Below are 22,006 nucleotides of genomic sequence, written 5' to 3'. Positions count from 1 at the left end.
TATGTATCTGAGCATTTTTCTGACTGCATTGCTGGCAGCAACCATACTGCCCGTGCAGTCAGAAATCTTAGTAGTAGCAGCTCAGCAGCAGGGCTACAACCTGTGGTGGTTATGGGCAGTTGCGTCAGCAGGCAACACGCTTGGCTCCGTGATCAATTATGTATTGGGGCGGTACTTACTCCAGTTCCAAGACCGCCGCTGGTTTCCCTTCAAACCCAAAACCCTAGAAAAAGGCCATTGGTGGTTCGAGCGCTATGGTAAATGGTCGTTACTACTCGCTTGGACACCCTTCTTGGGCGACCCATTGACGTTTATTGCGGGCATGTTGCGCTTGAGCTTCTGGCAGTTCCTCATATTAGTATTCATTAGTAAAGCTGGTCGGTATGCCGTGTTGCTTGGTATCATGCAACTATTCTGGCCGCAGTAACGAAAGAGGAGCACCATGGAACGCTTTTTTGAGAATCTGATGTACAGCCTACGCTGGCTGCTCGCACCCATCTATTTGGGGCTGAGTTTAGCGGTGTTGCTGCTGGCGATTAAGTTTTTTCAAGAACTCGTGCATGCGTTTCCGGTTATTCTGAGCACGCCTGAAGTCGATTTAATTCTTATGGTTCTGACGCTCATCGACATCGCCTTGGTCGGTGGCTTGTTGGTGATGGTGATGCTCAGTGGTTACGAGAACTTTGTGTCGACACTTAATATCCATGGCGGTACTGAGAAGCTGGCGTGGCTGGGTAAAATTGACTCGGGCGGTTTGAAGAACAAGGTCGCCGCTTCTATCGTGGCAATCTCGTCGATTCATTTGCTGAAAGTGTTTATGAATGCTGAGAACTTGGCCGACGACAAGATTAAATGGTACGTCATTATGCACCTGACCTTTGTCGGTTCAGCATTTGCGATGGGTTACTTAGATAAACTCACGCGAGATAAGTCAGACACCAGCGGTGACTAAATTTCGACTCGCGGTACTCGCGACGACACCCGACAGAGCAATTCATAACTAATAGTGCCAGCGGCCTCAGCAATGCGGTCGACTGGCAGATTAGGTCCCCACAATTCGACTTCATCACCAACCTGAACAGCTTCAAGGTCAGTCACATCAATCGTAATCATATCCATGGATACTGTGCCTACCAGCGGGACTTCCACACCATTTAAATACACCGGAGTGCCGTCTGGGCAATGCCGTGGATAGCCATCGGCATAACCGATAGCGACGGTCGCAATCAAACTCTTACGTTTGGCTTGCCAACGACTGCCGTAACCGACGGTTTCGCCCGCCGAGATTTCGCGCAGTGCGATAACAGGGGCGACCAAGCGCATGACTGGCCGCAGCGGTATTGTGATGTTGCGGTCTGGCGTTCGTGGTGCGACGCCATACAAGGTTAATCCGGTTCGAACCCAGTGCCCATCGAGCGTGCTGAAGTCTTTTGATGAACTTAAGAGGGCGGCTGAATTCGCGATACTGAGCGATTCCGTCATCGCCGTTTCTGCGCACACCGCACTGAATAGGTCATTCTGTTGTTGGGTAAGTGGATGTTCACTATCGCCAGAGTTCGCGTAGTGAGACATCAGTGTAATAGCGCCAACATTTGGGCAAGCCTCTAGCTCACGATACACCCGAGCCACTTCTTGCGGATGCCAGCCAAGCCGATGCATGCCTGTGTCGACTTTCAGCCACACGGCAAGTGGGCGCACCAATCGTGACGTCAGTATGGCATCTAGCTGGGAAGGCTCATGTACCACTGGTTGCAGGTTGTGATGCGCGCAAATCGGTAACTCTGCCTCAGACAAACAGCCCTCCAGCAGAACAATCGGCAAACTAAAACCAGCTTCACGCAACTGCAATGCTTCATCAATAAAAGCGACAGCAAAGGCATCCACATGGGCCGCAATAGCATTGGCGGTGCTAATAACACCATGCCCATACCCATCGGCTTTGATCACACCAAGCACTTTGGCTTCAGCGGCGTTCTCGCGGATGAGTTGAGCGTTGTGCGCTAATGCATCACGATCGATCTCTGCCCGCGTTGCCCGAAAATGAATCCCGTTCCCCATACTCTGACCTACCCAATCATCACGAAGCTGGCGACCACGTAGAGCACGATGGTTATGCCGCCGCCGACGAGTGCGTATGGCAATTGCGTCTGAACGTGTTCGAGTAAGTCGCAGCCTGATGCTAATGACGAAACTGCCGTAGTGTCAGAAATCGGTGAACAGTGGTCGCCGAATACACCACCCCCTAAAACGGCAGCTAATAGCAGAGGTGCAGGCAAATCAAGAGCGATAATGAGTGGTGCTGCAATCGGAATCAAAATAGCGAAGGTGCCCCATGAGGTGCCGGTGGTAAATGAGATCAAAGCTCCAGCAACAAACAGCATGGGAGCAATGAGCACCAGTGGCAGGTAATCGCCGACTAAACCAGCTAAGAAAATACCTGTTCCGAGCTCACGTAGGCTGCTGCCTAGTGCCAATGACAATAGCACTATGGTCACAAGTGGCAGTAGTTCGCCCATGCCTTTGAAGCCCATACTAACTAGGTTCTGATGCGTTTCGCGTTTGCTTAGCAATAGCATCAAGTAGGCTACCAAGCAGGCAAGGGCAGTGGCGTACAGCACCGCTTTGGAACCATCGCCTTGAGTAATATCGCCGCCCCCCGTGCCAATCATAAAGGCAATCATGCCGCCCACCATCACGACCAAAGGCACTACCATGTAGCGCGCTTTGCTATTACTGGGCACATGGTCTGGTATGTCTTGCGTCGGCTGTGGTTGGGCTTCGAGGCGTCGCATTGGACCATGAACTCGGGTCGAAATAGCGGTGTAGAACACCAGCACTAAAGTCACCAGCGCATAGAAGTTAAAGGGAATAGTGCTCCAGAGCGTCACCACTGATGAACCTGGTAATTCCTGCTGCTCAAGCATCCCTAATACATAGGCGCCCCAGCCATTGAGCAGAATCAAGATACAAATAGGAGCACTGGTACTATCAATTAAGTACGCCAAACGAGCGCGGCTCATGCCTAATTTTTCAAACAAGCCACGCGATAAAATACCTGCGGTCAACACGCTTAAATTCGATTCAATGAAGATAAAAATGCCGGTGAAAACGGTCAATAAGCTGGCACTGCGCTTGGTTTTACCCATGCCGCGTTTCAGCAAGCCTTCAACCATAGCGGCAACGCCACCCGACTCGCGAATATAGGCAAGCAGCGCGCCGACTAACAAGCTAAACACCAAAATCCGAGTATTTCCCGGTGATTCAAACACGCTGACAATTCGTTCTAGTGTGGCAATAAAGGCATAACCAAGCGAGAGCTCGGGCGCCTGCAGGGTCAGCAACAACTCAGAGGTAAAGACCGCGAGTAAGAGCGCGACAATCACTTCCTTGCGCCAAAACACGACAATAATCGCCACCAGAGGCGGTAGTATCGATAGCCACGTCATGTTCATTCCTTCACAGATAAGTTGCTGATTCACTCAATAGCGATAGTGTGCCAAGAAAACGAGGGGGATGGAAATACAATCCAAAAATCAGTTCTAAATAAAAATAATTCGCATTTAGACTTGATCTATAAATGCGAATCGTTATCATTAGCGCACTTTCAAATTATTCCGTAGTTGGAGCGCGCAGTAATGATGGCAACGCAGTTCAAACGATCAATCATCGCATTAGCAATCACCAGTTCTTTTGTTGGCGTTTCATACGCACAAGACTCAACTCCTGTTGAGGCTGACGAGCGTATCGAAATCACCGCAACTCGCACCAATCAGCAAGCGAGTGCAATCCCAGCAACAGTGACGGTTATTGATGGTGAAGAGCTACGCCAACAGCTAGCCGTTGCCGATTCACTGTCTGATGTACTGGGTAATTTGGCGCCATCGTTCTCGCCATCTCGACAAAAATTATCGAGCGCCGGTGAAACCTTGCGCGGTCGTGATCCGTTGTATCTGATTGATGGCGTGCCGCAATCGAATCCGTTACGAAATGGCTCGCGTGCTGCTTATACCATTGACCCGCTGATGATCGAGCGCGTCGAAATTATTCATGGTGCGAGTGCCATTCAAGGTATGGGTGCAAGTGGCGGTATCATTAATATCATCACCAAATCAGCAACAGAAGGCGCAGTTCATGAAGTGACGGCTGGATTCTCAGCGCCAACCAGTGAAGTGGATGATGGACTTTCATACCGTACTGGCTATTTGTTTCGCGGTGCAACGGGTGACTGGAGTGTCGTGACAGGCGTGCAATTGCGCAGCACTGGCATGTATGTGGATGGCAATGGCGACTTTATCGGCACCGACGTCACCCAAGGTGACACTCAAGATTCAGAAAGCTATGACGTATTCGCCAAAATAAAGCGCGACATTGCGCAAGGCGAGTCGATTGAGCTCATGGTGAACCACTTCAATATGGAAGGAAACGGCGACTATTCACCCGTTGCTGGTGACCGTGAGGCAGGTATCCCAACCATTGCAGTGGAGCAAGCTTCTGAGGGTGACCCGGCGACCAACAAAGTCACTACAGCACAAATGACCTACCTCAACGCAGACGTTTTGGGTGCAGCTCTAAATTGGCAACTATTCCTGCAAGACTTCTCTGCTTTATATGGCGGTGGCAGCTTTGCAGTATTCCAAGACCCAGCTTTCGGCGAAAATCTATTTGACCAGTCACGCAATGATTCAAGCAAATACGGTTCGCGCTTTACCTTGAACTGGACCGACGTCGCGGATTCTCCAGTCGATGTGACGGCTGGTTTGGATTATCTGAATGACACGACTTTCCAAGAGCTTGCGCAAACGGGCCGCAAATGGGTTCCAGAAACCACCTTCAATAACTGGGCGCCTTTTGCTCAAGCACGGTACCAACAAGGTGCCCTGACCCTAAGCGGCGGCTTGCGTTATGAATATGGCCAGTTAGAAGTCGACGATTTCACCACATTAGCAGGTTACAACAGCACCTTTGTGAAAGGTGGCGAGCCGTCCTTTAACGAATTACTACCCAATGTGGGTGCTGTATACGCCTTCAACCAACAGTGGCGCGCCTTTGTCAGCTACTCAGAAGGCTTTAGTATGCCTGACGTTGGACGTGTATTGCGTGGTATCAGCACGCCGAATCAAGAAATTGATTCGTTTCTCGATTTGCAGCCAGTCATTGCCGACAATCAAGAGATCGGTATTGAGTATCGCGCCCAAGCTTTACAGGTCAGCTTGAGCTACTTCCGTTCGGACTCCGATTTAGGTGCCCGTTTGCAAGCCGATGCAGATGGTATTTTCTCAGTTTTACGTGAGCGCACTGAGATTGATGGTTATGAATTGGCTGCAACCTATAGCCCGAGTTCAAACACCAGTTTTGGTTTGAACTATGCTGACACTGACGGCGAATTCGATAGTGATGGCGACCAGCAGGTCGATACGCAATTAGGTGGCCGCAATATTGCCCCGCGCCGTCTAAATCTGCATTGGGAGCAGCAATGGAATGGTTGGGTTTCATCACGCCTGCAGTGGAATCAATTGTTTGATCGCGATATTTACACGGGTGCCGCCGCGATTAATAACTTTGACGGCTACAACACCCTGGATCTGCAAGTGAGCTTAGAGACCATGGATTACGGTCTATTCTCGGTCGGTGTCGAGAATTTGCTGGATGAGTTCTACCTCTCGTATTACTCGCAAACCGCTGGCTCGAATACTAGTAATTTCGCGGGTCGTGGTCGTACGCTGAGCCTGAACTGGCAGTATAGCTTTTAAGGAGCTCTATGCGACAGTGGATGGGTCGGCTACATCGTTGGCTGGGGATTTTAGTTAGCTTATGGTTGGTGCTTGTCGCTTTGACAGGCACCTTTTTGCTTTATAAAACCGACCTACTGCAGTGGCAATACCCACAGTTGCAACTCGAGGAACTTCCCTCCACAGCTACTGCTGGCGCTGTGTTTGATCGCTATGACACAGGCTATGCTTACCTGCCGCGTGCCGACAAGCCTTGGATTGAAGTGATTGATGGTGAGGGGAATAGTCATTATCACGGAGTGGCCGGGGAACATCTGTTGACTCGTTCAGCACTGGGCGATTGGATTGACGTCGCCGTGCAGTTTCACCATCACCTGTTGCTGCGTGACTTGGGTAAGGATGTGATGGGTGTTCTCAGCCTCATCACCTTATTTATTTTGATATCTGGAATCGTTCGCTGGTGGCCGCGCCGCTGGAGTGTCCGACTGTGGTCCGTGCGTTGGCATTGGCCGTGGCAAACCGGCTTTCAAATGACCCTGTATCAATTCCATAAAACTTTCGGAATCATTCTGCTACCTGGTATCTTATTGGGTGCTGTGACCGGCACCGCAATTATGTATGCCGCAACGGTTTCGGGAAGTTTGACGCAATTACTTCCGCAGCAAGATCAACGTTGGCAACCAGCCACCACAGCTGTGCAAGCATTCAATTGGAACGAGCGTCTGAAGGCAGCGGAAAAGATCTTCCCAGATATGACACCCGCACTAGTGTCCTTGCCGATCAAGGGAGATGGCACGGTTTCGATGCGCCTGCGCTACGACGGTGAGTGGCATCCAAATGGCCGCAGCTCGCTGAGCTTTTCGACGACAACTGGTGAGCTCGCCGCTTGGAGCGATACGCGCAATAGCGCACTCGGCTATCAACTGTCCCAAACCATTTATCCGTTGCATGTGGCGGCGGTGGGTGGCTTGCCGCTGTTTGTCCTATTACTGGCAGGTGGCATCATGCTTATTTTGTTACCAGTAACAGGCGTCTGGTTTTGGCTCTGGCGTCAGCGGCGAAAAACCAGTACCGTTAGGGTCTAGCGCCGACTGTAACGAGATTTCATGTGACTGCCACAACTAACGAAACCAACCACTATCCTCGCGTTGCGACTTTAGGGCCAACCGGCACCTTTTCGGAGCGCGCGGCTCAGCATTGGCTCACCGCTGAAGCAAATAGCAAAAATGCTCTGCATTTTTATCCGTCGCTGGCGCGAACGTTGGCGGCTGTGCCCGATAACTGTGACTTGGCGATAGTGCCAATTGAGAATATCGTCGAAGGTATCGTGTCACCGGTAGTGGACTCGTTTGTAAAGCGCCCGTTGCAAATAATCGGTGAGGTGATGGTGCCAATTCAGTTTGCGTATGTCGCAAACCACTCCCAACCCGAGCGCATTTTTGCGCAGTTTGTGGCGCAAGGGCAGTGCAGTGAATTCTTGGCAGGGCAATCGGCACCTGTTTTGACCACAGCGAGCAACAGCGAATCACTGCAACAGTTACTCGACAGTGAACAACCTGCTGGCGCTATCGTGCCGGCGCATGCGTTAGCGGAACATCACTTCGATCATGTGCAGCGAGACGTCACTGATGTGGCGCACAATGAGACACGTTTTATTGCGGTGCGTGAGCCGCGTGAGTTAGAAGATGCGCAGCCCGATATTCACTACAAAACAGCGATTCTGATCATTGATGACGCTGATCATCCGGGGCTATTGGTTGAGCATCTGCAGGTATTTGCGGCGTACCGTGTCAACTTAACGGCGCTTGTATCGCGACCTACCGGCCGTCGTTTTGGTCACTACCATTTCTATATCGAGTGTGAAGGTCACGCGCATGACTCGTCGATTCAAGCGGCGTTGACTTTGATTCAATTACGCAACCGAGTGACTGTGTTGGGCAGCTTTCCGAAAGCTGAGTAAGCCTAACCTTTTATTCCAAATCGAGCTCGAGTTGTAATTGGTCATCGGGATCAGGCAAAGCAACGCTGAGTCCAATTAGCCGCACACCACGGCCTTTACGACGCTCCCAAGCCTCCCTAACCAGTTGGTAAAACAGGCTGGGCGATGCCTTCGAGCCAGTGCGCGATACTGTGGTTTGCTGAAAGTCTGCAAACTTAAGTTTCACCGTCTGGCTTTTAATATGCGTGGCTTGCCAGCGCTGAACGCCGAGCCGCTTCAGGAGCTGTGGGAGTAACACTTGATCCGCAAACTGCTCAACCTGGCGCAGCGACGTAAAGTCCGTACTTAGCGTTTCTTCTACACCCACACTTTTGCGCACGCGCTCCGTCACAATCTCGCGTGGGTCGTTACCTAAACAGCGTTGGTACAAGAGCCAACCGGACTTCTCGCCTAAAATCGACTGCACAGTCTCAATATCACTGCGTTGAATATCTGCGCCAGTAAACAGACTGGCGTCATGCAGCCGCTCTAAACTCTTCGGACCTACCCCAGGAATTCGTTTTAAAGGAAGCGAAGCGATATAAGGCACAACTTGTTCGGGAGCCACCACGCGTTGACCATCAGGCTTATTGTCGTCGCTGGCTATTTTGGCCACCATTTTTTGATTCGATATACCCGCTGAGCCGGTAATACCGAGCGCCCGAATATCAGCTCGAACCGCTTCCATGATCCGCGTGGCGCTGCCTTGATGCGTTTCAACCGCTGACAAATCGAGGTAAAACTCGTCAATGGAGGCTGGTTCAATGCGGTCGGTGACCGATTGCAAAATAGCGTAGACTTGTCGACTTAATAAGCGATAATAGCCGTGATCTGGTGACACGAAATGTAAATGTGGACAAAGACGGCGAGCATGAGAGCCTGACATGGCGCTGCGCACACCGAACTCGCGAGCTAAATAATTGCAGGTTGCAACTACGCCACGCGCGCCTCCGCCGCCCACCGCAAAGGGACGGTTCTTGAGACTAGGGTCGCGCAAGACCTCGGCACTAGCAAAAAAAGCATCGAGATCCAAAAGCGCTATTTTGCGCGTATTTACAGACATGCAACGGAAGTGTTTAATCGTGGCCGGAATCTGGCTATAATCGCAACAACTTAGTGAGCACGCAAGCTCATCAGCTCAGACAGGAGTAAACTGTGAACGTACTGAAAGTAGTAAAATCGAGCCGTGTATTCGTTGCTGTTCTCGCCCTAGTCGTTGGTGGTGCGAGCGCTGCAATGGTGCCTCAAGATAATGATGCGATTAAAGATCGCATTGCCCCAATTGGTAAGGTGAAGTTAGCGGGTGCAACCCCTGATACGGGTAGCAGCAGCGCTGGTTCAAGTGGTCCACGCGCAGGTGACGCCATCTACAACCGTTTTTGTGCAGCTTGCCACACCAGCGGCGTGTTAGGTTCACCGAAAATCAACAACGCTGAAGATTGGGAACCGCGCCTAGCGCAAGGTATGGACACAGTGTTGAAACATGCTATTGAAGGCTATAACGCAATGCCAGCCAAAGGTACCTGTAACGATTGTAGCGATGAAGAAATTCAAGCCGCAATTGACTACATGATTGCGGAAATTTAAACACTAAGAATTGAAAAAACCGCTTCGGCGGTTTTTTTGTGCCTGTTTTTTGATCGCAAACGCTTTCATGTCAAGGAATGTAAAGATATACTCGGAACAATAATTACAAAAACAAAACACCTGAATGTCACCAATGTCTAGTCGAGAAAGTACCATAGAGAGTACTGGGGAAAGCACTGAAAAAGAGATTGCGCGATTGCGTAAGGCTTTGTCTCGACTACAAAAACTGACATTAAAATATCGCCAATCCGAAGTCATCCAGAAAGCCCTTTTCAAGATTTCCGAACTCGCCGCATCAGTGCAAGATATGCAGGAATTTTATGCTGCTGTGCACAGCATTATTGGCGAGTTGATGAATGCAAAGAACTTTTTCATCTGTTTAGCCGACCACGACAACGATACCGTCAAGTTTGTGTACTTTGTTGACGAATATGACGAAATCCCAACGGAAGATAACTTCCCGATGGATTTGTTGCGACAGGGTATGACTGGTTATGTCATGCGCACGGGCCGGCCGTTTCTCTATAACGAGCAAGTGTTCAAAGAGCTCCTCGCCAGCGGTGAAATTAAGGATTTAGGCTCTCCGCCAGTCGATTGGCTCGGTGTACCGTTGCAGTCCGAGAATCGGATTATCGGTGCGATGGTGGTACAAAGTTATAGCGAAGATCAACGCTACACAGAAGCGGACAAAGATCTATTCATGTTCGTTTCGCAGCATATTGTGAACGCGCTCGAGCGGGTTCGCCAGCGTGAATTCATGCAGGCGGAGATTGCTCGGCAAACGGCTGCACTGCGCGAAATCAACGACAACCTGACGCTAGAAGTAGGGGAGCGCAAACGCGCTGAAAAGGTGTCCGCCGTCCTCTTCGCCATATCAGAGGTCACCAACACCTCTGATAGTATGGAAAGCTTCTATCACCAATTGCACGAGCAAATTGGTCGTTTGATTAACAATGAAAACTTCTTTGTCGCGTTGGTTGATGAAGACAAACGAAACCTAACTTTCCCTTATTACGTCGACGCCTTTGACACTCACTTACGCAAACTTCGGCCCATGGGTCGAGGTATGACTGAATTTGTTATCCGCCACAAGCAGCCGGTATTTATTACGAAAGACAAGTATGCAGAGCTCATTGGTGCGGGTGAGATTGAGAAGGCTTCTTCTTACTACGGCACGCAGCCGAAGCAATGGTTGGGTTCACCGCTACTGATTGATGATGAAGTAATTGGCGTGTTGTCGGTGCAAACATACACCGACGAAGTCACTTACAAACAAGACGATTTAGAACTACTGAACTTCGTTTCTCAGCACGTTGCTGTTGCCATTGAGCGACGCCGTAATGCTGAAGAAGTGCGCCGTGTGAATGCCTACCTCGAACGCAAAGTCGCCGAGCGGACCGAAGAGTTGGTGAACGAAATTGAGCGGCGTAAGAAAATTGAAGAAAAACTCTTCCACGACGCGCATCATGACGCATTAACTGGCCTGCCGAATCGCTCGATGTTTACCGAGCGTCTACAGCAAACGCTCAAGCACAAGCGGCGCTTCCCGCAGCACAACTTTGCGGTGTTGTTTGTCGACCTGGATCGTTTTAAAGATATCAACGACACACTCGGCCATAGCGCCGGCGATGAGTTCCTGCTGGAAGCCAGTCGGCGTATTGGTGAATGTGTGCGAGACAATGACACCGTTGCACGGCTCGGTGGCGATGAATTCGTTATTTTGCTGGACATGATTAACCACGTTGAAGACGCGAAAGAAGTCGCTGGGCGCATTATCGAGAAGATGCAGCGTCCATTTGTGTTCGGTGAAAGTGAGCATTATTCGGGTGCCAGTGTTGGTATTGCGGAATGTCGCGCGCGGAATGATTCTGCAGAGCGGCTATTACGCGACGCTGATGCAGCTATGTATCAAGCGAAGAGCATGGGCCGCGGTCGCTTTGTAGTATTCGATGAGAGTATTCACAAAGACTTAGTCGCCTCTTTGCATCGTGAATCCGAGCTACGGCACGCGCAGTTCGACCAAGATTTTATTGTGCATCGCTATGATGTAGTCGATATGAATACCGGCACCGAGCATGCGGCAGAATGGCTGCTGCGTTGGCAGCGAGATAATACGCTGTTGCCTGCCGATCGATTCCTGGCTGTTGCTGAAAAAACCGGGATGATCATTACGCTTGATCACTGGATGTTGAAACGCTGCTGTGGGCAATTGGCGCAGAATCCAAAGCATCCACCATTGTTTGTCTCGCTATCGACCAAGCATCTCTACAAACTCGCTGATGTACGGGTGCTGATGCAAATTATTAAAGATTCAAAAATCAAAGCTGATCGATTGATTCTTGAGTTCAGTGAAGTAGAGCTTAATTACAGCTCGAAGCGCCAATTAAGTTCGTTGCGTCAGCTGGCTGAATTTGGCGTTGGGTTGGCATTGAACGAGTTTGGCCGCAGTGCAGGTGCGCTGCAGTTTATCTTGAGCTACCCGTTCACCCACGTGAAGTTGGACCCGAACTTTGTCGCAGACATTGCTAATAGTGACCGCGCGCAGAAAATGGTGCGCAATGTCGTCAATTTGTGCACCGAGTTGGATATTCAAGTGGTCGCAGCCGGCGTTGACGAGCAAGCGCAACAAGACGCCTTACTGACGGTGGGTGTAGTGACTGGCCAAGGCAAACAGTTTGGTGAACCGGTTCGCGTCCATTTTGATGATGTAGAGGTTGATGCCGCTGAAGCTAAGTCGGCAAGCGCTTAGTTTTTCTCTAAGGCCTTGCGCAGTAAGTCCATTCCCGATTGCCGTTGCTGTTCTTTTGCTTCTTCATTCGCAGCACGTTGCTCTTCCCACTCAATATCGTCTTGCGGTAATTCAAACAGAAAACGACTGGGCTCAGGTTTGATAACGTCACCATACTGGCGGCGTTCGCGTGCCATGGTGAACGTCAATGTTTGCTGGGCGCGGGTGATACCGACATAAGCGAGTCGTCGCTCTTCCTCAACCATGCCCTCGTCGATACTGGATTGATGCGGTAGTAAGCCTTCTTCCATGCCGACCATAAACACATGTGGGAACTCGAGTCCTTTGGACGCATGCAGCGTCATCAGTTGCACTTGGTCGGCTTGGTCTTCTTCTTCGTTGCGCGAGAGCATATCGCGTAAGCACAACTTGGCAACCGCTTGCTCAAGTGTCAGCGGTTCGTTTTCGGTGTCACCTTTCACCATTTCGGTAACCCAGCGCAGCAGCTCATTGATGTTTTTGTAGCGCATTTCTGCGGCAGCCTGGCTCGGACTGACCTCATACAACCACTCTTCATAGCCAATCTCTTTCACTAATCCGTACAGCGTGCTGGCGACTTCTGGAGGATGGTCACAACGGCGCGCCGCTTGGCTAATCAGTTGCACAAACTCCTGCACTTGTGCGTATTCGCGAGTACCGAGTCGTGTTTCGAGCTGACGGTGTTGCGCGGCTTCATACATACCCACGTGCAGCTCATGTGCCAATTCACCAATGCGCTCAACGGTTTGTGGGCCAATGCCGCGCTTGGGCAAATTGACGATACGAATAAAAGCGGTGTCATCACTTGGATTCACCAATAACCGCAAGTACGCCATGATGTCTTTAACTTCAGCGCGTGCAAAAAAGCTCTGGCCACCGGTCATGCGGTAGGGGATGCGCTGATTCAGCAGAGCCTTCTCAAACACCCGCGATTGGTGATTTCCACGGTATAAAATGGCAAAAAAATGGTACGGCGTGCGCGCCAAAAAGCGTTGCCGAACAATCTCCGCGACCACGCGATCTGCTTCGTGTTCCTCGTTGCGACCTTTGATGACTCGCAGCGGTTCACCTTCGTCCATTTCCGAGAACAACTTTTTGTCGAACACGTGCGGATTATTTTCAATGAGAATGTTCGCAGCTTTGAGAATACGCTTACAGGAGCGGTAGTTCTGCTCTAACTTGATGACTTGTAGCTGGGGGAAGTCGCGTTGCAGCAGCGCCAGGTTTTGCGGTTGCGCACCGCGCCATGAGTAGATCGATTGGTCATCGTCACCAACCACCGTAAAGTTTGCGTCTTTGCCGACCAACAGCCGTACCAGTTCGTACTGACTGGTATTCGTATCTTGATACTCATCGACTAACAGATACTGAAATTTTTTCTGCCACCGCTCTCGTGCTGCTTCATTCGTTTTAAGCAGCAAGGTGGGGAGCAAGATCAAATCATCAAAGTCTAATGCGTTACAGGCCTGCATATTCTGCTGATAGCGCCGATAAAACTCTGCAAACAACTGCTCATCAGGCAATTTGGCTTGTTCGAGAGCCTGATGCGGCTGCAACATCGCATTCTTCCAATTACTGATTTGGCTTTGCAGTAATTTGAGCATGGCTTTGTCGGCGTCGATTTCGTCTTCGGTGAGCGCTTTTAATAATGAGAAGCTATCCTGATCATCGAATAAGGAAAATCCAGACTTCATACCGAGATTTTTGACTTCTTTGCGAATAATGGTCAAACCTAAGGTATGGAATGTCGACACCGTTAAGCCACGGGTATATTCGCGGCCTAGGGTTTGCCCAACGCGCTCCTTCATTTCCCGCGCTGCCTTGTTGGTAAAGGTGACGGCTCCAATATGACGAGCAGGAATAGCGCAACGGGTAATTAGATGTGCAATTTTTTCAGTGATAACTCGGGTCTTGCCGCTACCGGCACCCGCCAACACCAAAACCGGCCCGCGGATGGCGTGAACTGCTTCTTGTTGGCTCGGATTTAACTGCATGATGACCTTGTTGGGCGTGATAGAAGTCGATCGAGAACGGGGATTTTACCGTAAACTCCTGTTAAGCTAAACGACAATACGGTCAACGGAGAGAAGCAAATGGATAGTAAAAAATTCGACGCGACAAAACTGGAAGAAATTGCCCGTCAAATCAACGATAGCATTCCTGCCGGCGTTAAAGATTTTGCTGGCTCCATGGAAGGCCGAATCAAGACAATTCTGCAGCAGCAGTTGGGCAAACTAGACATGGTGACGCGAGAAGAGTTGGATGTGCAGCAACAGTTGTTGTTGCGTCTACGTCAGCGCGTTGAGCAGCTCGAGCAGCAAGTAGCGAGCTTACAAAAAGCGCAAGACGACGAGTAAGTTTTTAGAATCGTAGAGAGGAATTTGGCATGGCATTGTGGTTAGACGGTGAAGTCATCGAAAATTACGCGTGGAATCAAGAATTGTTCAGTCTGCGTGTACGCACCGAGCAGCCCTTTGAGTTTATTGCCGGACAGTTCGTACGGCTGGGATTATCCCACGAAGATGGGCGCGTGCAGCGCGCTTATTCCTTAGTGAATGGTCCCGATGATTCGGTTCTCGATTTTCTGGTGAACCGCGTTCATGACGGCCTGTTCTCACCGATGTTACATGGCTTGAAGGCAGGCCAAAAGATCCAAGTATCGCAGCCGCCATCCGGTTTTTTCACGTTGAATGAAGTGCCCGACGGCGATAGCTTGTGGCTGATAGCCACGGGCACCGGCATTGGTCCATACCTTTCCATGTTAACGACCGACATTCCATATCAACGCTTCAAACGCATTCATTTGATTCATGCTGTGCGTTTCGGCGCTGACCTGGCGTATCGTGACTTGATTCAGGGCTGGGTCGATAAACACCCTGACCAATTGCATTATCAGCCAATTGTATCCCGTGAAGACTTCGCTGGCGCGTTGCGTGGTCGCGTACCAGCACTTATAGAGTCTGGGGCTTTGCAAGCAGCCTGCAAGGATGAGCTGAACGATCGCGCGCAAGTGATGCTCTGTGGTAATCCGGAAATGATCCGAGACGCGAAAGTGCTGCTCGACAGCATGGGCTTACCGAAAAACCTTCGTCGCAAACCGGGGAACGTAACCGTCGAACACTATTGGTAGAGGATGAACTGACATGCCAACGTCCAAATGGATAGGGACTCTCATAGTGTTGCTGCCGGTTGCCGTTTTAGTGGTAATGGGTCTCAGTGACCTGAAATTCTTTTGGTACTTTTCGGAACACTATCTCTGGTACAACTTGGGGTTGTCACTGGTTGGGTTGATGTATGTGTGTTTCGGTGTATACGTGTTGTTTCCGCGCAGTAAATACTTGGTCATGCTCGGTTTATTTTTGATCTTTACCTTTTATCAAACCTTTCAATTCGGTTGGCAATCGCCGCGCTTTATCGACAAGTATGTCGTCTCACCAGATTCAACACTCGTGCTTGTTAATACCGCGGTGGGTGGCGCAACCACAAGCGAGTTCAGCGCGAATTTAGTGCAATTCAAATCGACTATGCTCTTTTTGGAAGAAGAACATCTGAAAAGCTACAGTGGCATTCGAAATCTTAAATTCGTGGAGGCGACCAGTGGCCTTTTAGTAGAAGGACTCGACAGCGGCAATGAGCCGTTTAAAGATGATATTTCGGACTGGGCTCAGTAACTGAAGCCCAGTTTACGAATTTGAATTCGCCTCTTCCTCAAGCTCTTTCTGTTTGAGGTAACGCACCCAATTAAAGAAAGCCTCAGCGCAAGCAAACACAACACCGTACCAGAGAGCCATCTCGAGACAAACCATAAACTCAGAATATGTCGATGGCCCCTTAAATTCACCGTCTTTGAGCAGATAGAAAGCACTCATTGCGTAGATTACACCCATAATAATCAGCGTAATTACCACCATAGTTTTCATAAACAAATAGACGTGCCGCAACATCATTCCCCTCCGCTACATTCCCTGCGTGCTTTTTTACCATTCTAGGCTAAATATAACCATTGTAAGCAGTTAGGTGCGATGCAATCGCACGTAAGAATACGATTTTGGCGTCTTGAGGTTGGTGATGCTGAGGACTAGGCTGACTCTTGCTGGGTGAACGAAACAGGGAGAGTTGGAATGGCGGCGGAGTTAGCGATTGCGCGGGTTTATACTCGTGCGCTGCAGGGAATTGATGCGCCGCTGGTGACAGTGGAAGTGTGTTTGGCGGGTGGGTTGCCCGCGTTTGCGATTGTGGGCTTGCCGCAGACGGGCGTTAAAGAAGCGCGGGACCGCGTGCGTTCGGCGTTGATGGCTAGTGGGTATGATTTTCCTCGCGCGAAGAAAATTACAGTGAATTTAGCACCTGCCGATTTGCCCAAGTACGGCGCCCGCTATGACTTGGCGATAGCCGTTGGAATCTTGATTGCGGATGGACAACTGCCGGAGTCGGCAGCGGCCAGTCGTGAGTTCTATGGTGAACTGAATCTAACCGGTGAACTATGCGGAGTGAATGGCATTTTACCAGCGGTGCTGGCCTGTCGAAATGAAGGTCGTGAAGCGGTCATCCCGCAACAAAATCAAGCGGAAGCAGGGCTGTTAAAACAGCAGCAGTGTGTTGCCGGGATTCATTTACGTGATGTGGTTGAGCATCTGCAAGGTCCGCAACGACTGCCGAATATAACCGCACAGAGTAATCCGCAAACCGACGAGAGTAAGCTTCCGGTTGGTGTCGGTGATATCTCGGATGTGATTGGTCAAGACCAAGCGAAGCGGGCTTTGCTCCTAGCGGCAGCGGGTGGTCATCATGTGCTTTTCGTAGGTCCGCCAGGCACGGGCAAAACCATGTTGGCGCAGCGCTTACTAGGGCTGCTACCGGCACTGGATGAAGAGGAAGCGCTCGAAGTCGCGGCGATTCGCTCGATATCTGGTACCGCCGAACCGCACCATTGGTTGCAGCGCCGCCTCCGCTCGCCTCATCATTCTTGTTCTGCCGCGGCGCTCGTCGGCGGAGGTATGTCAAATCCCGAAATAAATGCAACAATCCCGAAATAGACGCAATAAAATCATTTTGAATGAACGATTTTCAATGCCCTATACAACAAGGGTTGTAGCTAGATGTATTCGTATGCGGGCTAATATTGATTCCCAATCACGCAGAAAATACGGAAATTTTCTGTGCCCAAAAGATTACGGATCTGTCGCGGGTATCAAGTAGATCTGGGTTTAAAAAGTTGACAAAGTAAGTACGGACAGTACTGACAAAAGTGTAAAGATAAACTAGCTTCTAGCCGTGAAATGATGTGCAGGTTAACCCCATGAGTGCCGATATATCATCAAAATCAAATCGACTACTGATAGCCTAGCCGTCTGGCGTTGTGCTCTGGTCATCCTGGCGGACGAACTGCAATGGGGTTGCAAGGCAAAGCGCATTTTTTAGAGTTTTCTCCAAAGCAAGCCCATTTATTCGGAGTTCAAACCGAACATGTACCGCTGTGGTTAAAAAAGCGAGATTGGAGCGTTAACGTCAAGTATACGCTTTCTAAGTTCCTGCTGGCCGAAATCGGTCTAACCGAAATAATCTATAAACAGTTTACTGTTGAAGTATCAGGCTCAGCGAGAGCTGATCATGGAATGTCTTTATCTGGAGCCTAAATCACAATCGCTACTGAAAGCTTACGAGCTTTTCGAAGACCTCAATAATCTGCGACCTGTAGTCTCACAAAAGCTCTTAGAGGCCTCCAATTCAATTAAAGTGAAACGCTTATTTCTTTACATGGGCGATAAAGGGAATCACGACTGTGTGCGATATCTTGATTTGAGCAAGATAAGCTTGGGTTCCGGCAAACATGCAATAATAGCCAACGGCGTTTACGTCGCGAAATACCAAATCACTGTACCAACGGAATTGAAGTGAATGGAATAATCGATAATCTGTCCTTCAGGGGACAATGCTGTGGCTTAGTAACTAAGATTTTTACCGGAATCCCCGTCTCTTATCGCTAGCGGTTAGAGACGGGGATTTTTTGTTTGGTTGATGGTTGATGAATATTTGGGCAATATCGAGTGCCGAAGGGATTGCCATTTGACTCTCAATTTAATTTTAAGAAATCAATTATGGTTCAATTACAATGACAAAATCTGATGTAGATGAAATTCTAGTTCAGTTGTACTTGCGTTTAAACGGCTACTTCACATCAGGGTTTATTGTTCACTCTAATGACTGGGGGAAAGCCCGGACTGAAGTCGATTGTATTGCCGTACGTCACCCGCATTACCGGGAACCGGAGCGACAGATTGAGCCATCTGAATTTCTTGGTGCTAACGAGGGAAAAATTGATTTAATCGTGTGTGAAGTTAAACATGACCCTGAAAGAATAAAATTCAATGAAACCTGGAAAAACGATGACTTCGCTTTAGCTTCTATACTTAGGTGGTCCGGCCTATTTCCAGAGGAAAAACTGAATTCATTAGCAAGTGAATTGCGTCCTTTATTGATGGATGACGTAGATGCGAATAATTCAATGAAAGGCTTAGTGGACAATGAAGTACGCATTCGCGCACTGATATGTTGCCCTATGGCTAACGCCGAGGATACGGACCGTTGGTGTCTGTCAGGTAGCGAAATTATCGGGTACTTTCATAAGTGTTTTAATCCAGAAGAGCGTCGGGACAGTTGTTCTACACGTTACAACTTCCAGCAATGGGGGTGCACTTTTGCACCAATTGTTCGTTATATCAAAGATTCGGGCAGAATGATCAGTCCAGAGCAGTCCATTCAAGAGTTATATGGAATCTTCGATGTTGCATGATAATTGGATTTTTACGTCATTTAACAGACTATTTTTGCAATAGCGATACAGAGAATTAACGAACATAAAGATGTTAACTTTTGAGTGTTTTCTCAAAGAGATTCGGAAAGCGAAGATTGCCAGAAGCTAAAAAGTAACAAAATCTAGATAGAGTAGTAGGTGAGTAGCCAAATGAGCTTGGCTGGTCACAGGCCAGAGATATTCCCCGATCTCCATCACCCCATAAATAGGTGGTTGATGGTCGCGACGAGTCTCAGCGTGATTACGATGATCACTCAATTTATCCAGTTTTGCGGACCGGATGTAAAAAGTAACACACCAAGGTTGTCAAACTCGCCAACGACCTATCTTGCTTGACAGCGACAAGGATGAGTCGGAGAGGTCATCGCCAAAGCAGACGTTAAGCTTATTCTACAACTTATAAAGCTACGGCAATTGGCTGCTCTGTAGCAAAGCAATATTTCGAGATGTTCGAGCGTGTTTGGGAATACACCAAAGACGTTGATCGCCGTCGTTTCAATCGAAACATGTTCCTTGTTAAGAGATGTTTACAGCATGAAGTGAAATACTGTTTCATTGAATATATCCAATATATCCAATATAATTAAAGTATTCGTGCGGAGGTGATTATGAACAGCAAAGCTACACAAACAAGGACTAGCAGACCCAAAGACTTACGAAGACGTCCAATGTTTAAGAGCATTGCAACTATTCCCAGTCAAAAAGAGGCACCGTTTTTTTGCCGTACTAGCGTGGTTGCTGAGACAGGTGGTTATACGTTTCTCGTGATTAAATCCGAGCAACCGGTCTCTCTTGGACGCATCGAACCCATAAGGCACAGGACCATTCATGATTGCGAAAAAAACACTTTACCCTCAGAGGTTTTTGACTTTGTTAAAACCTGCACCGCTGTTCTTGAGAAAGAAGAAAAAAAGTTATCCAAACGGATCTCCAAAGAGATTTCGTTAATGTCTGATTCTATTTACGAGACATTCTTAACGATCGCTACTGAAAAAAATCTCACGAGCATTTGGCGAAAGGACAAGTCTAAAGACAAATTAAAAGAAGCTCTTCGGGAGACGTTTGAAGACGTTATTAAAAAGCATTACGAGCTTGGTCAATACATCATTTGGTCACAGCTTGAAGGCGAGACATCGAGCGAATTAAACATCACCACGAATAGCGCTATTTGGGAAAAATTACTTAACCAAGATACCTGGCTTACTTCCGCGAATGTTGCTTTGAATGCTGGCTCAAAGAATACAAACAACCCTTCAGCATTAGCCAACCGCTGGAAAAAGGCCGGAAAAATTTTTGCTGTATCTCGCCAAGGAAAGGATTGGTATCCAGCCTACGAGTTTATGGACGATGGACACCCAATCCCATTGATGAAAGATCTATTGGACATTTTAAAACCTAAGAATACAGATTTAGCCATCGCGTGTTGGTTTGAAAATCACAACAGCTGGCTTGATGGAATGAAGCCTAAAGATGTGTTAATGGAAGAGCCAGAAGAATTACTCAAGGCCGCGCGCGTTGAGGTTTCAGGTGAAATGCACGGTTAGCGCAGAATGATAAAAATTCCACCCGAAACCATAAATGTTTTACGTATCACACTCCAAGAGGGAGAAAATATTCATCGCGTCCATTCAACTGAATTCTCGGAAACACAATTTAATCCGGGGTTTGGGAATGCAAGGTTTAGCCCTATCTATGACAAAGATGGAAATAAGATACCTACAATTTACGGAGCTTTCACTGTTGAAGTCGCGTTGATGGAGACCGTTTTTCATGACCTTCCCGAAAGCACTTTTGGCACAACTTTTAACGTTAAAGATTTTAACGGTAGGTCATACAGTGTGATAGCAGCCCAAAATGACCTCTCATTAGCGAGTGTTTCTGATACCGGAGCGAGGCATTTAGGGATTTCGGAGCACGACCTTATACACAGTAGTGCGGCTCATTATAGCTATACGAGACAATGGGCAGAAGCCATTCATCACCAACACCCAGATATTCAAGGAATGATTTGGACTTCAAAACAAAACTCTTCAGATAGAGCAATCATGCTTTACGGTGACAGAGTAGATGCAAGTGACTTGTATGTAGTTGATAGCAGGGTTGATTTACTCTCCAGTAAAACAGCAATAAGAGCTATAAACAAACTTACATCAGAAATGGGTATAAATATCGTTGACCCCGAACGTCAAGATTAAAGGGTAATCGACACTTATGTCGATTACCATAATGACTGCATAAATGAGTACACTAGTCTTGACTCAGCAGTAACCTGAGCTCTTCTAACTTAGATTTTCGAAGCGTTTTGTTCATGGTCTTCGAGCCTTCAAGCTCTGGAAATACGTCGTATACATTCAGTGATATAGACTTTGCAATTGCTCTTGCTACACGCTGCGACCTTGCTTTTCGGTGAATCACTTTCGAGACAAGGCTTGATGAACAGTTTAGGACGTCAGCAAGCATTTGTAAGTCGAAATCATTTTGATAGAGCTGATTTTTGATCTCGTTTGCATCCATGCTGAGTCCTCCACAGCGTTTCATGGCACTGAAAACATGGTTTAAGTCATAACTGCCACAGAAAATAAACGTTAAGTAACTCGTTGTGCGCATAGAGTCATATCAACTTTAATTTATTGGGTATTCGGATTAGCTGGTTGATTTCGTCACGGAGAGTGAAGCGACAAGATAAAATCCTCATCGGAAGATCTGGTTGGTATAGATATATCAGTAGTGATTAATACAAAATAGTAGTATCCTCTACATCATGTCGTGGTTGTTGCTAATACTCTCTCTCCCCACCGAGAATGCGACGGTGCGCATGCGGGCCTGGCGCTCCATCAAGGCATGGGGTGCGGCGTCACTGCGCGATGGTGTCTATGTGCTGCCCGCCGGCCCTGATCATGTCGAGAGGTTGGAGGCAGTCGCCGGCGACGTCCGTGAGGCCGGTGGCGCTGCAACGGATTGGGAAACTGGTGCACTACCTCGATGTGGGCGGCCATCAGCCACCCGAGGCCGCGGGGGTTGAGTGCGTATTGATGGGCCTCCGCGAGTCCCACAGCGATGATGACCAGCTATTGCTGGCTGCCAGCGCGGTATTCGACAGCCTCTACACAACCTACACAAAGGAGAATTAA

At 48.8% G+C, this 22,006-nt stretch carries 23 protein-coding genes; 17 read left to right on the top strand and 6 right to left on the bottom strand.

Translation table 11 applies throughout. The annotated features are described in order from the left end of the window. Position 1 precedes the first annotated feature (1 nt). Positions 2-427, top strand: a complete 426-nt coding sequence (locus tag ACN0S4_RS07880; protein ID WP_417657136.1) for a YqaA family protein — start codon at positions 2-4, stop codon at positions 425-427. 15 nt (positions 428-442) lie between these two features. Then, a complete protein-coding gene (locus tag ACN0S4_RS07875; RefSeq protein ID WP_417657135.1) occupies positions 443-952 on the top strand; it encodes a TIGR00645 family protein in 510 nt (169 codons plus the stop codon). Here the strand turns inward: ACN0S4_RS07875 and alr are convergent. Further along, on the bottom strand, positions 949-2,058 hold the full coding sequence (gene alr, locus ACN0S4_RS07870) for an alanine racemase (RefSeq protein ID WP_417657134.1): 1,110 nt from the start codon (positions 2,056-2,058) through the stop codon (positions 949-951). The genes ACN0S4_RS07875 and alr overlap by 4 nt on opposite strands. An 8-nt stretch (positions 2,059-2,066) precedes the next feature. Next, the gene (locus ACN0S4_RS07865; protein WP_417657133.1) at positions 2,067-3,446 is read right to left on the bottom strand and encodes a Na+/H+ antiporter NhaC family protein; all 1,380 of its coding nucleotides are present in this window, start codon (positions 3,444-3,446) and stop codon (positions 2,067-2,069) included. A 189-nt stretch (positions 3,447-3,635) separates the two neighbouring features. Between ACN0S4_RS07865 and ACN0S4_RS07860 the strand changes: the two genes are divergently transcribed. From ACN0S4_RS07860 to ACN0S4_RS07850, 3 genes are read left to right on the top strand one after another with little or no spacing between them, the layout of a single operon-like run. Continuing rightward, positions 3,636-5,750 (top strand): TonB-dependent receptor, encoded by a 2,115-nt coding sequence (locus tag ACN0S4_RS07860; protein ID WP_417657132.1) that lies wholly within the window; start codon positions 3,636-3,638, stop codon positions 5,748-5,750. An 8-nt stretch (positions 5,751-5,758) separates the two neighbouring features. Next, positions 5,759-6,814 (top strand): PepSY-associated TM helix domain-containing protein, encoded by a 1,056-nt coding sequence (locus ACN0S4_RS07855; RefSeq protein WP_417657131.1) that lies wholly within the window; start codon positions 5,759-5,761, stop codon positions 6,812-6,814. 23 nt (positions 6,815-6,837) lie between these two features. After that, positions 6,838-7,689, top strand: a complete 852-nt coding sequence (locus tag ACN0S4_RS07850; protein WP_417657130.1) for a prephenate dehydratase — start codon at positions 6,838-6,840, stop codon at positions 7,687-7,689. A 10-nt stretch (positions 7,690-7,699) separates the two neighbouring features. Here the strand turns inward: ACN0S4_RS07850 and dinB are convergent, their stop codons facing one another. Beyond that, the gene (gene dinB, locus ACN0S4_RS07845; protein ID WP_417657129.1) at positions 7,700-8,770 is read right to left on the bottom strand and encodes a DNA polymerase IV; all 1,071 of its coding nucleotides are present in this window, start codon (positions 8,768-8,770) and stop codon (positions 7,700-7,702) included. Positions 8,771-8,862: 92 nt separating this feature from the next. Between dinB and ACN0S4_RS07840 the strand changes: the two genes are divergently transcribed. Together ACN0S4_RS07840 and ACN0S4_RS07835 are read left to right on the top strand one after the other, a co-directional pair. Continuing rightward, on the top strand, positions 8,863-9,294 hold the full coding sequence (locus tag ACN0S4_RS07840; protein ID WP_417657128.1) for a c-type cytochrome: 432 nt from the start codon (positions 8,863-8,865) through the stop codon (positions 9,292-9,294). Between the two features lie 133 nt (positions 9,295-9,427). Next, positions 9,428-12,043, top strand: coding sequence for a diguanylate cyclase domain-containing protein (locus ACN0S4_RS07835; protein WP_417657127.1), 2,616 nt, complete (start codon positions 9,428-9,430; stop codon positions 12,041-12,043). Here the strand turns inward: ACN0S4_RS07835 and rep are convergent. After that, a complete protein-coding gene (rep, locus tag ACN0S4_RS07830; RefSeq protein WP_417657126.1) occupies positions 12,040-14,055 on the bottom strand; it encodes a DNA helicase Rep in 2,016 nt (671 codons plus the stop codon). The genes ACN0S4_RS07835 and rep overlap by 4 nt on opposite strands. A gap of 99 nt (positions 14,056-14,154) precedes the next feature. Between rep and ACN0S4_RS07825 the strand changes: the two genes are divergently transcribed. Genes ACN0S4_RS07825 through ACN0S4_RS07815 form a run of 3 tightly spaced genes read left to right on the top strand, consistent with a single transcriptional unit; the run spans position 14,155 to position 15,732 of the window. Next, positions 14,155-14,418 carry an accessory factor UbiK family protein gene (locus tag ACN0S4_RS07825; RefSeq protein ID WP_417657125.1) on the top strand — a complete coding sequence of 88 codons (264 nt, stop codon included), beginning with the start codon at positions 14,155-14,157 and terminating at the stop codon, positions 14,416-14,418. 29 nt (positions 14,419-14,447) lie between these two features. Next, a complete protein-coding gene (locus ACN0S4_RS07820) occupies positions 14,448-15,191 on the top strand; it encodes a ferredoxin--NADP reductase (protein WP_417657124.1) in 744 nt (247 codons plus the stop codon). Between the two features lie 13 nt (positions 15,192-15,204). Beyond that, the gene (locus ACN0S4_RS07815; RefSeq protein ID WP_417657123.1) at positions 15,205-15,732 is read left to right on the top strand and encodes a hypothetical protein; all 528 of its coding nucleotides are present in this window, start codon (positions 15,205-15,207) and stop codon (positions 15,730-15,732) included. Between the two features lie 12 nt (positions 15,733-15,744). On the opposite strand, the gene ACN0S4_RS07810 is transcribed toward ACN0S4_RS07815, so the two are convergent. Next, positions 15,745-16,008, bottom strand: a complete 264-nt coding sequence (locus tag ACN0S4_RS07810) for a hypothetical protein (protein ID WP_417657122.1) — start codon at positions 16,006-16,008, stop codon at positions 15,745-15,747. A 174-nt stretch (positions 16,009-16,182) separates the two neighbouring features. On the opposite strand from ACN0S4_RS07810, the gene ACN0S4_RS07805 reads away from it, so the two are divergent. The 6 genes from ACN0S4_RS07805 (at position 16,183) to ACN0S4_RS07780 (ending at position 21,070) form a co-directional block, all read left to right on the top strand. After that, on the top strand, positions 16,183-17,097 hold the full coding sequence (locus ACN0S4_RS07805; protein WP_417657121.1) for a magnesium chelatase domain-containing protein: 915 nt from the start codon (positions 16,183-16,185) through the stop codon (positions 17,095-17,097). Positions 17,098-17,451: 354 nt separating this feature from the next. Then, positions 17,452-17,697: a hypothetical protein gene (locus ACN0S4_RS07800; RefSeq protein WP_417657120.1), complete on the top strand. Its 246-nt coding sequence runs from the start codon at positions 17,452-17,454 to the stop codon at positions 17,695-17,697. Beyond that, positions 17,672-17,959, top strand: coding sequence for a type IV toxin-antitoxin system AbiEi family antitoxin domain-containing protein (locus tag ACN0S4_RS07795; RefSeq protein ID WP_417657119.1), 288 nt, complete (start codon positions 17,672-17,674; stop codon positions 17,957-17,959). Before ACN0S4_RS07800 ends, ACN0S4_RS07795 begins: the two co-directional genes overlap by 26 nt. 214 nt (positions 17,960-18,173) lie before the next feature. Continuing rightward, entirely contained in the window at positions 18,174-18,854 is a 681-nt protein-coding gene (locus tag ACN0S4_RS07790) for a hypothetical protein (RefSeq protein ID WP_417657118.1), read from the top strand. Between the two features lie 629 nt (positions 18,855-19,483). Then, positions 19,484-20,419: a hypothetical protein gene (locus ACN0S4_RS07785; protein ID WP_417657117.1), complete on the top strand. Its 936-nt coding sequence runs from the start codon at positions 19,484-19,486 to the stop codon at positions 20,417-20,419. A 6-nt stretch (positions 20,420-20,425) separates the two neighbouring features. Beyond that, positions 20,426-21,070 (top strand): RES family NAD+ phosphorylase, encoded by a 645-nt coding sequence (locus ACN0S4_RS07780; RefSeq protein WP_417657116.1) that lies wholly within the window; start codon positions 20,426-20,428, stop codon positions 21,068-21,070. 52 nt (positions 21,071-21,122) lie between these two features. Here ACN0S4_RS07780 and ACN0S4_RS07775 read toward each other — a convergent pair whose 3' ends face one another. Next, the gene (locus ACN0S4_RS07775; protein ID WP_417657115.1) at positions 21,123-21,389 is read right to left on the bottom strand and encodes a hypothetical protein; all 267 of its coding nucleotides are present in this window, start codon (positions 21,387-21,389) and stop codon (positions 21,123-21,125) included. 287 nt (positions 21,390-21,676) lie between these two features. Here ACN0S4_RS07775 and ACN0S4_RS07770 point away from each other — a divergent pair, with 287 nt between their 5' ends. After that, the gene (locus tag ACN0S4_RS07770) at positions 21,677-22,006 is read left to right on the top strand and encodes a chromate resistance protein ChrB domain-containing protein (protein ID WP_417657114.1); all 330 of its coding nucleotides are present in this window, start codon (positions 21,677-21,679) and stop codon (positions 22,004-22,006) included.

It is taken from the genome of Pseudidiomarina aestuarii (genome assembly GCF_048263735.1).
GTDB classification, from domain to species: domain Bacteria; phylum Pseudomonadota; class Gammaproteobacteria; order Enterobacterales; family Alteromonadaceae; genus Pseudidiomarina; species Pseudidiomarina aestuarii_B.
Note: the sequence above shows the minus strand (reverse complement) of the source record. Positions and strands in the feature narration are given on the sequence as shown.

Coding starts and splice junctions, on each gene's coding strand:
- ACN0S4_RS07780 (WP_417657116.1), top strand. CDS start 20,426: ATGATAAAAATTCCACCCGAAACCATAAATGTTTTACGTATCACACTC.
- ACN0S4_RS07860 (WP_417657132.1), top strand. CDS start 3,636: ATGATGGCAACGCAGTTCAAACGATCAATCATCGCATTAGCAATCACC.
- ACN0S4_RS07775 (WP_417657115.1), bottom strand. CDS start 21,389: ATGGATGCAAACGAGATCAAAAATCAGCTCTATCAAAATGATTTCGAC.
- ACN0S4_RS07880 (WP_417657136.1), top strand. CDS start 2: ATGTATCTGAGCATTTTTCTGACTGCATTGCTGGCAGCAACCATACTG.
- ACN0S4_RS07855 (WP_417657131.1), top strand. CDS start 5,759: ATGCGACAGTGGATGGGTCGGCTACATCGTTGGCTGGGGATTTTAGTT.
- ACN0S4_RS07805 (WP_417657121.1), top strand. CDS start 16,183: ATGGCGGCGGAGTTAGCGATTGCGCGGGTTTATACTCGTGCGCTGCAG.
- ACN0S4_RS07770 (WP_417657114.1), top strand. CDS start 21,677: ATGCGACGGTGCGCATGCGGGCCTGGCGCTCCATCAAGGCATGGGGTG.
- alr (WP_417657134.1), bottom strand. CDS start 2,058: ATGGGGAACGGGATTCATTTTCGGGCAACGCGGGCAGAGATCGATCGT.
- ACN0S4_RS07865 (WP_417657133.1), bottom strand. CDS start 3,446: ATGACGTGGCTATCGATACTACCGCCTCTGGTGGCGATTATTGTCGTG.
- ACN0S4_RS07835 (WP_417657127.1), top strand. CDS start 9,428: ATGTCTAGTCGAGAAAGTACCATAGAGAGTACTGGGGAAAGCACTGAA.
- ACN0S4_RS07810 (WP_417657122.1), bottom strand. CDS start 16,008: ATGATGTTGCGGCACGTCTATTTGTTTATGAAAACTATGGTGGTAATT.
- ACN0S4_RS07815 (WP_417657123.1), top strand. CDS start 15,205: ATGCCAACGTCCAAATGGATAGGGACTCTCATAGTGTTGCTGCCGGTT.
- dinB (WP_417657129.1), bottom strand. CDS start 8,770: ATGTCTGTAAATACGCGCAAAATAGCGCTTTTGGATCTCGATGCTTTT.
- ACN0S4_RS07785 (WP_417657117.1), top strand. CDS start 19,484: ATGAACAGCAAAGCTACACAAACAAGGACTAGCAGACCCAAAGACTTA.
- ACN0S4_RS07825 (WP_417657125.1), top strand. CDS start 14,155: ATGGATAGTAAAAAATTCGACGCGACAAAACTGGAAGAAATTGCCCGT.
- ACN0S4_RS07800 (WP_417657120.1), top strand. CDS start 17,452: ATGGGGTTGCAAGGCAAAGCGCATTTTTTAGAGTTTTCTCCAAAGCAA.
- ACN0S4_RS07795 (WP_417657119.1), top strand. CDS start 17,672: ATGGAATGTCTTTATCTGGAGCCTAAATCACAATCGCTACTGAAAGCT.
- rep (WP_417657126.1), bottom strand. CDS start 14,055: ATGCAGTTAAATCCGAGCCAACAAGAAGCAGTTCACGCCATCCGCGGG.
- ACN0S4_RS07790 (WP_417657118.1), top strand. CDS start 18,174: ATGACAAAATCTGATGTAGATGAAATTCTAGTTCAGTTGTACTTGCGT.
- ACN0S4_RS07875 (WP_417657135.1), top strand. CDS start 443: ATGGAACGCTTTTTTGAGAATCTGATGTACAGCCTACGCTGGCTGCTC.
- ACN0S4_RS07820 (WP_417657124.1), top strand. CDS start 14,448: ATGGCATTGTGGTTAGACGGTGAAGTCATCGAAAATTACGCGTGGAAT.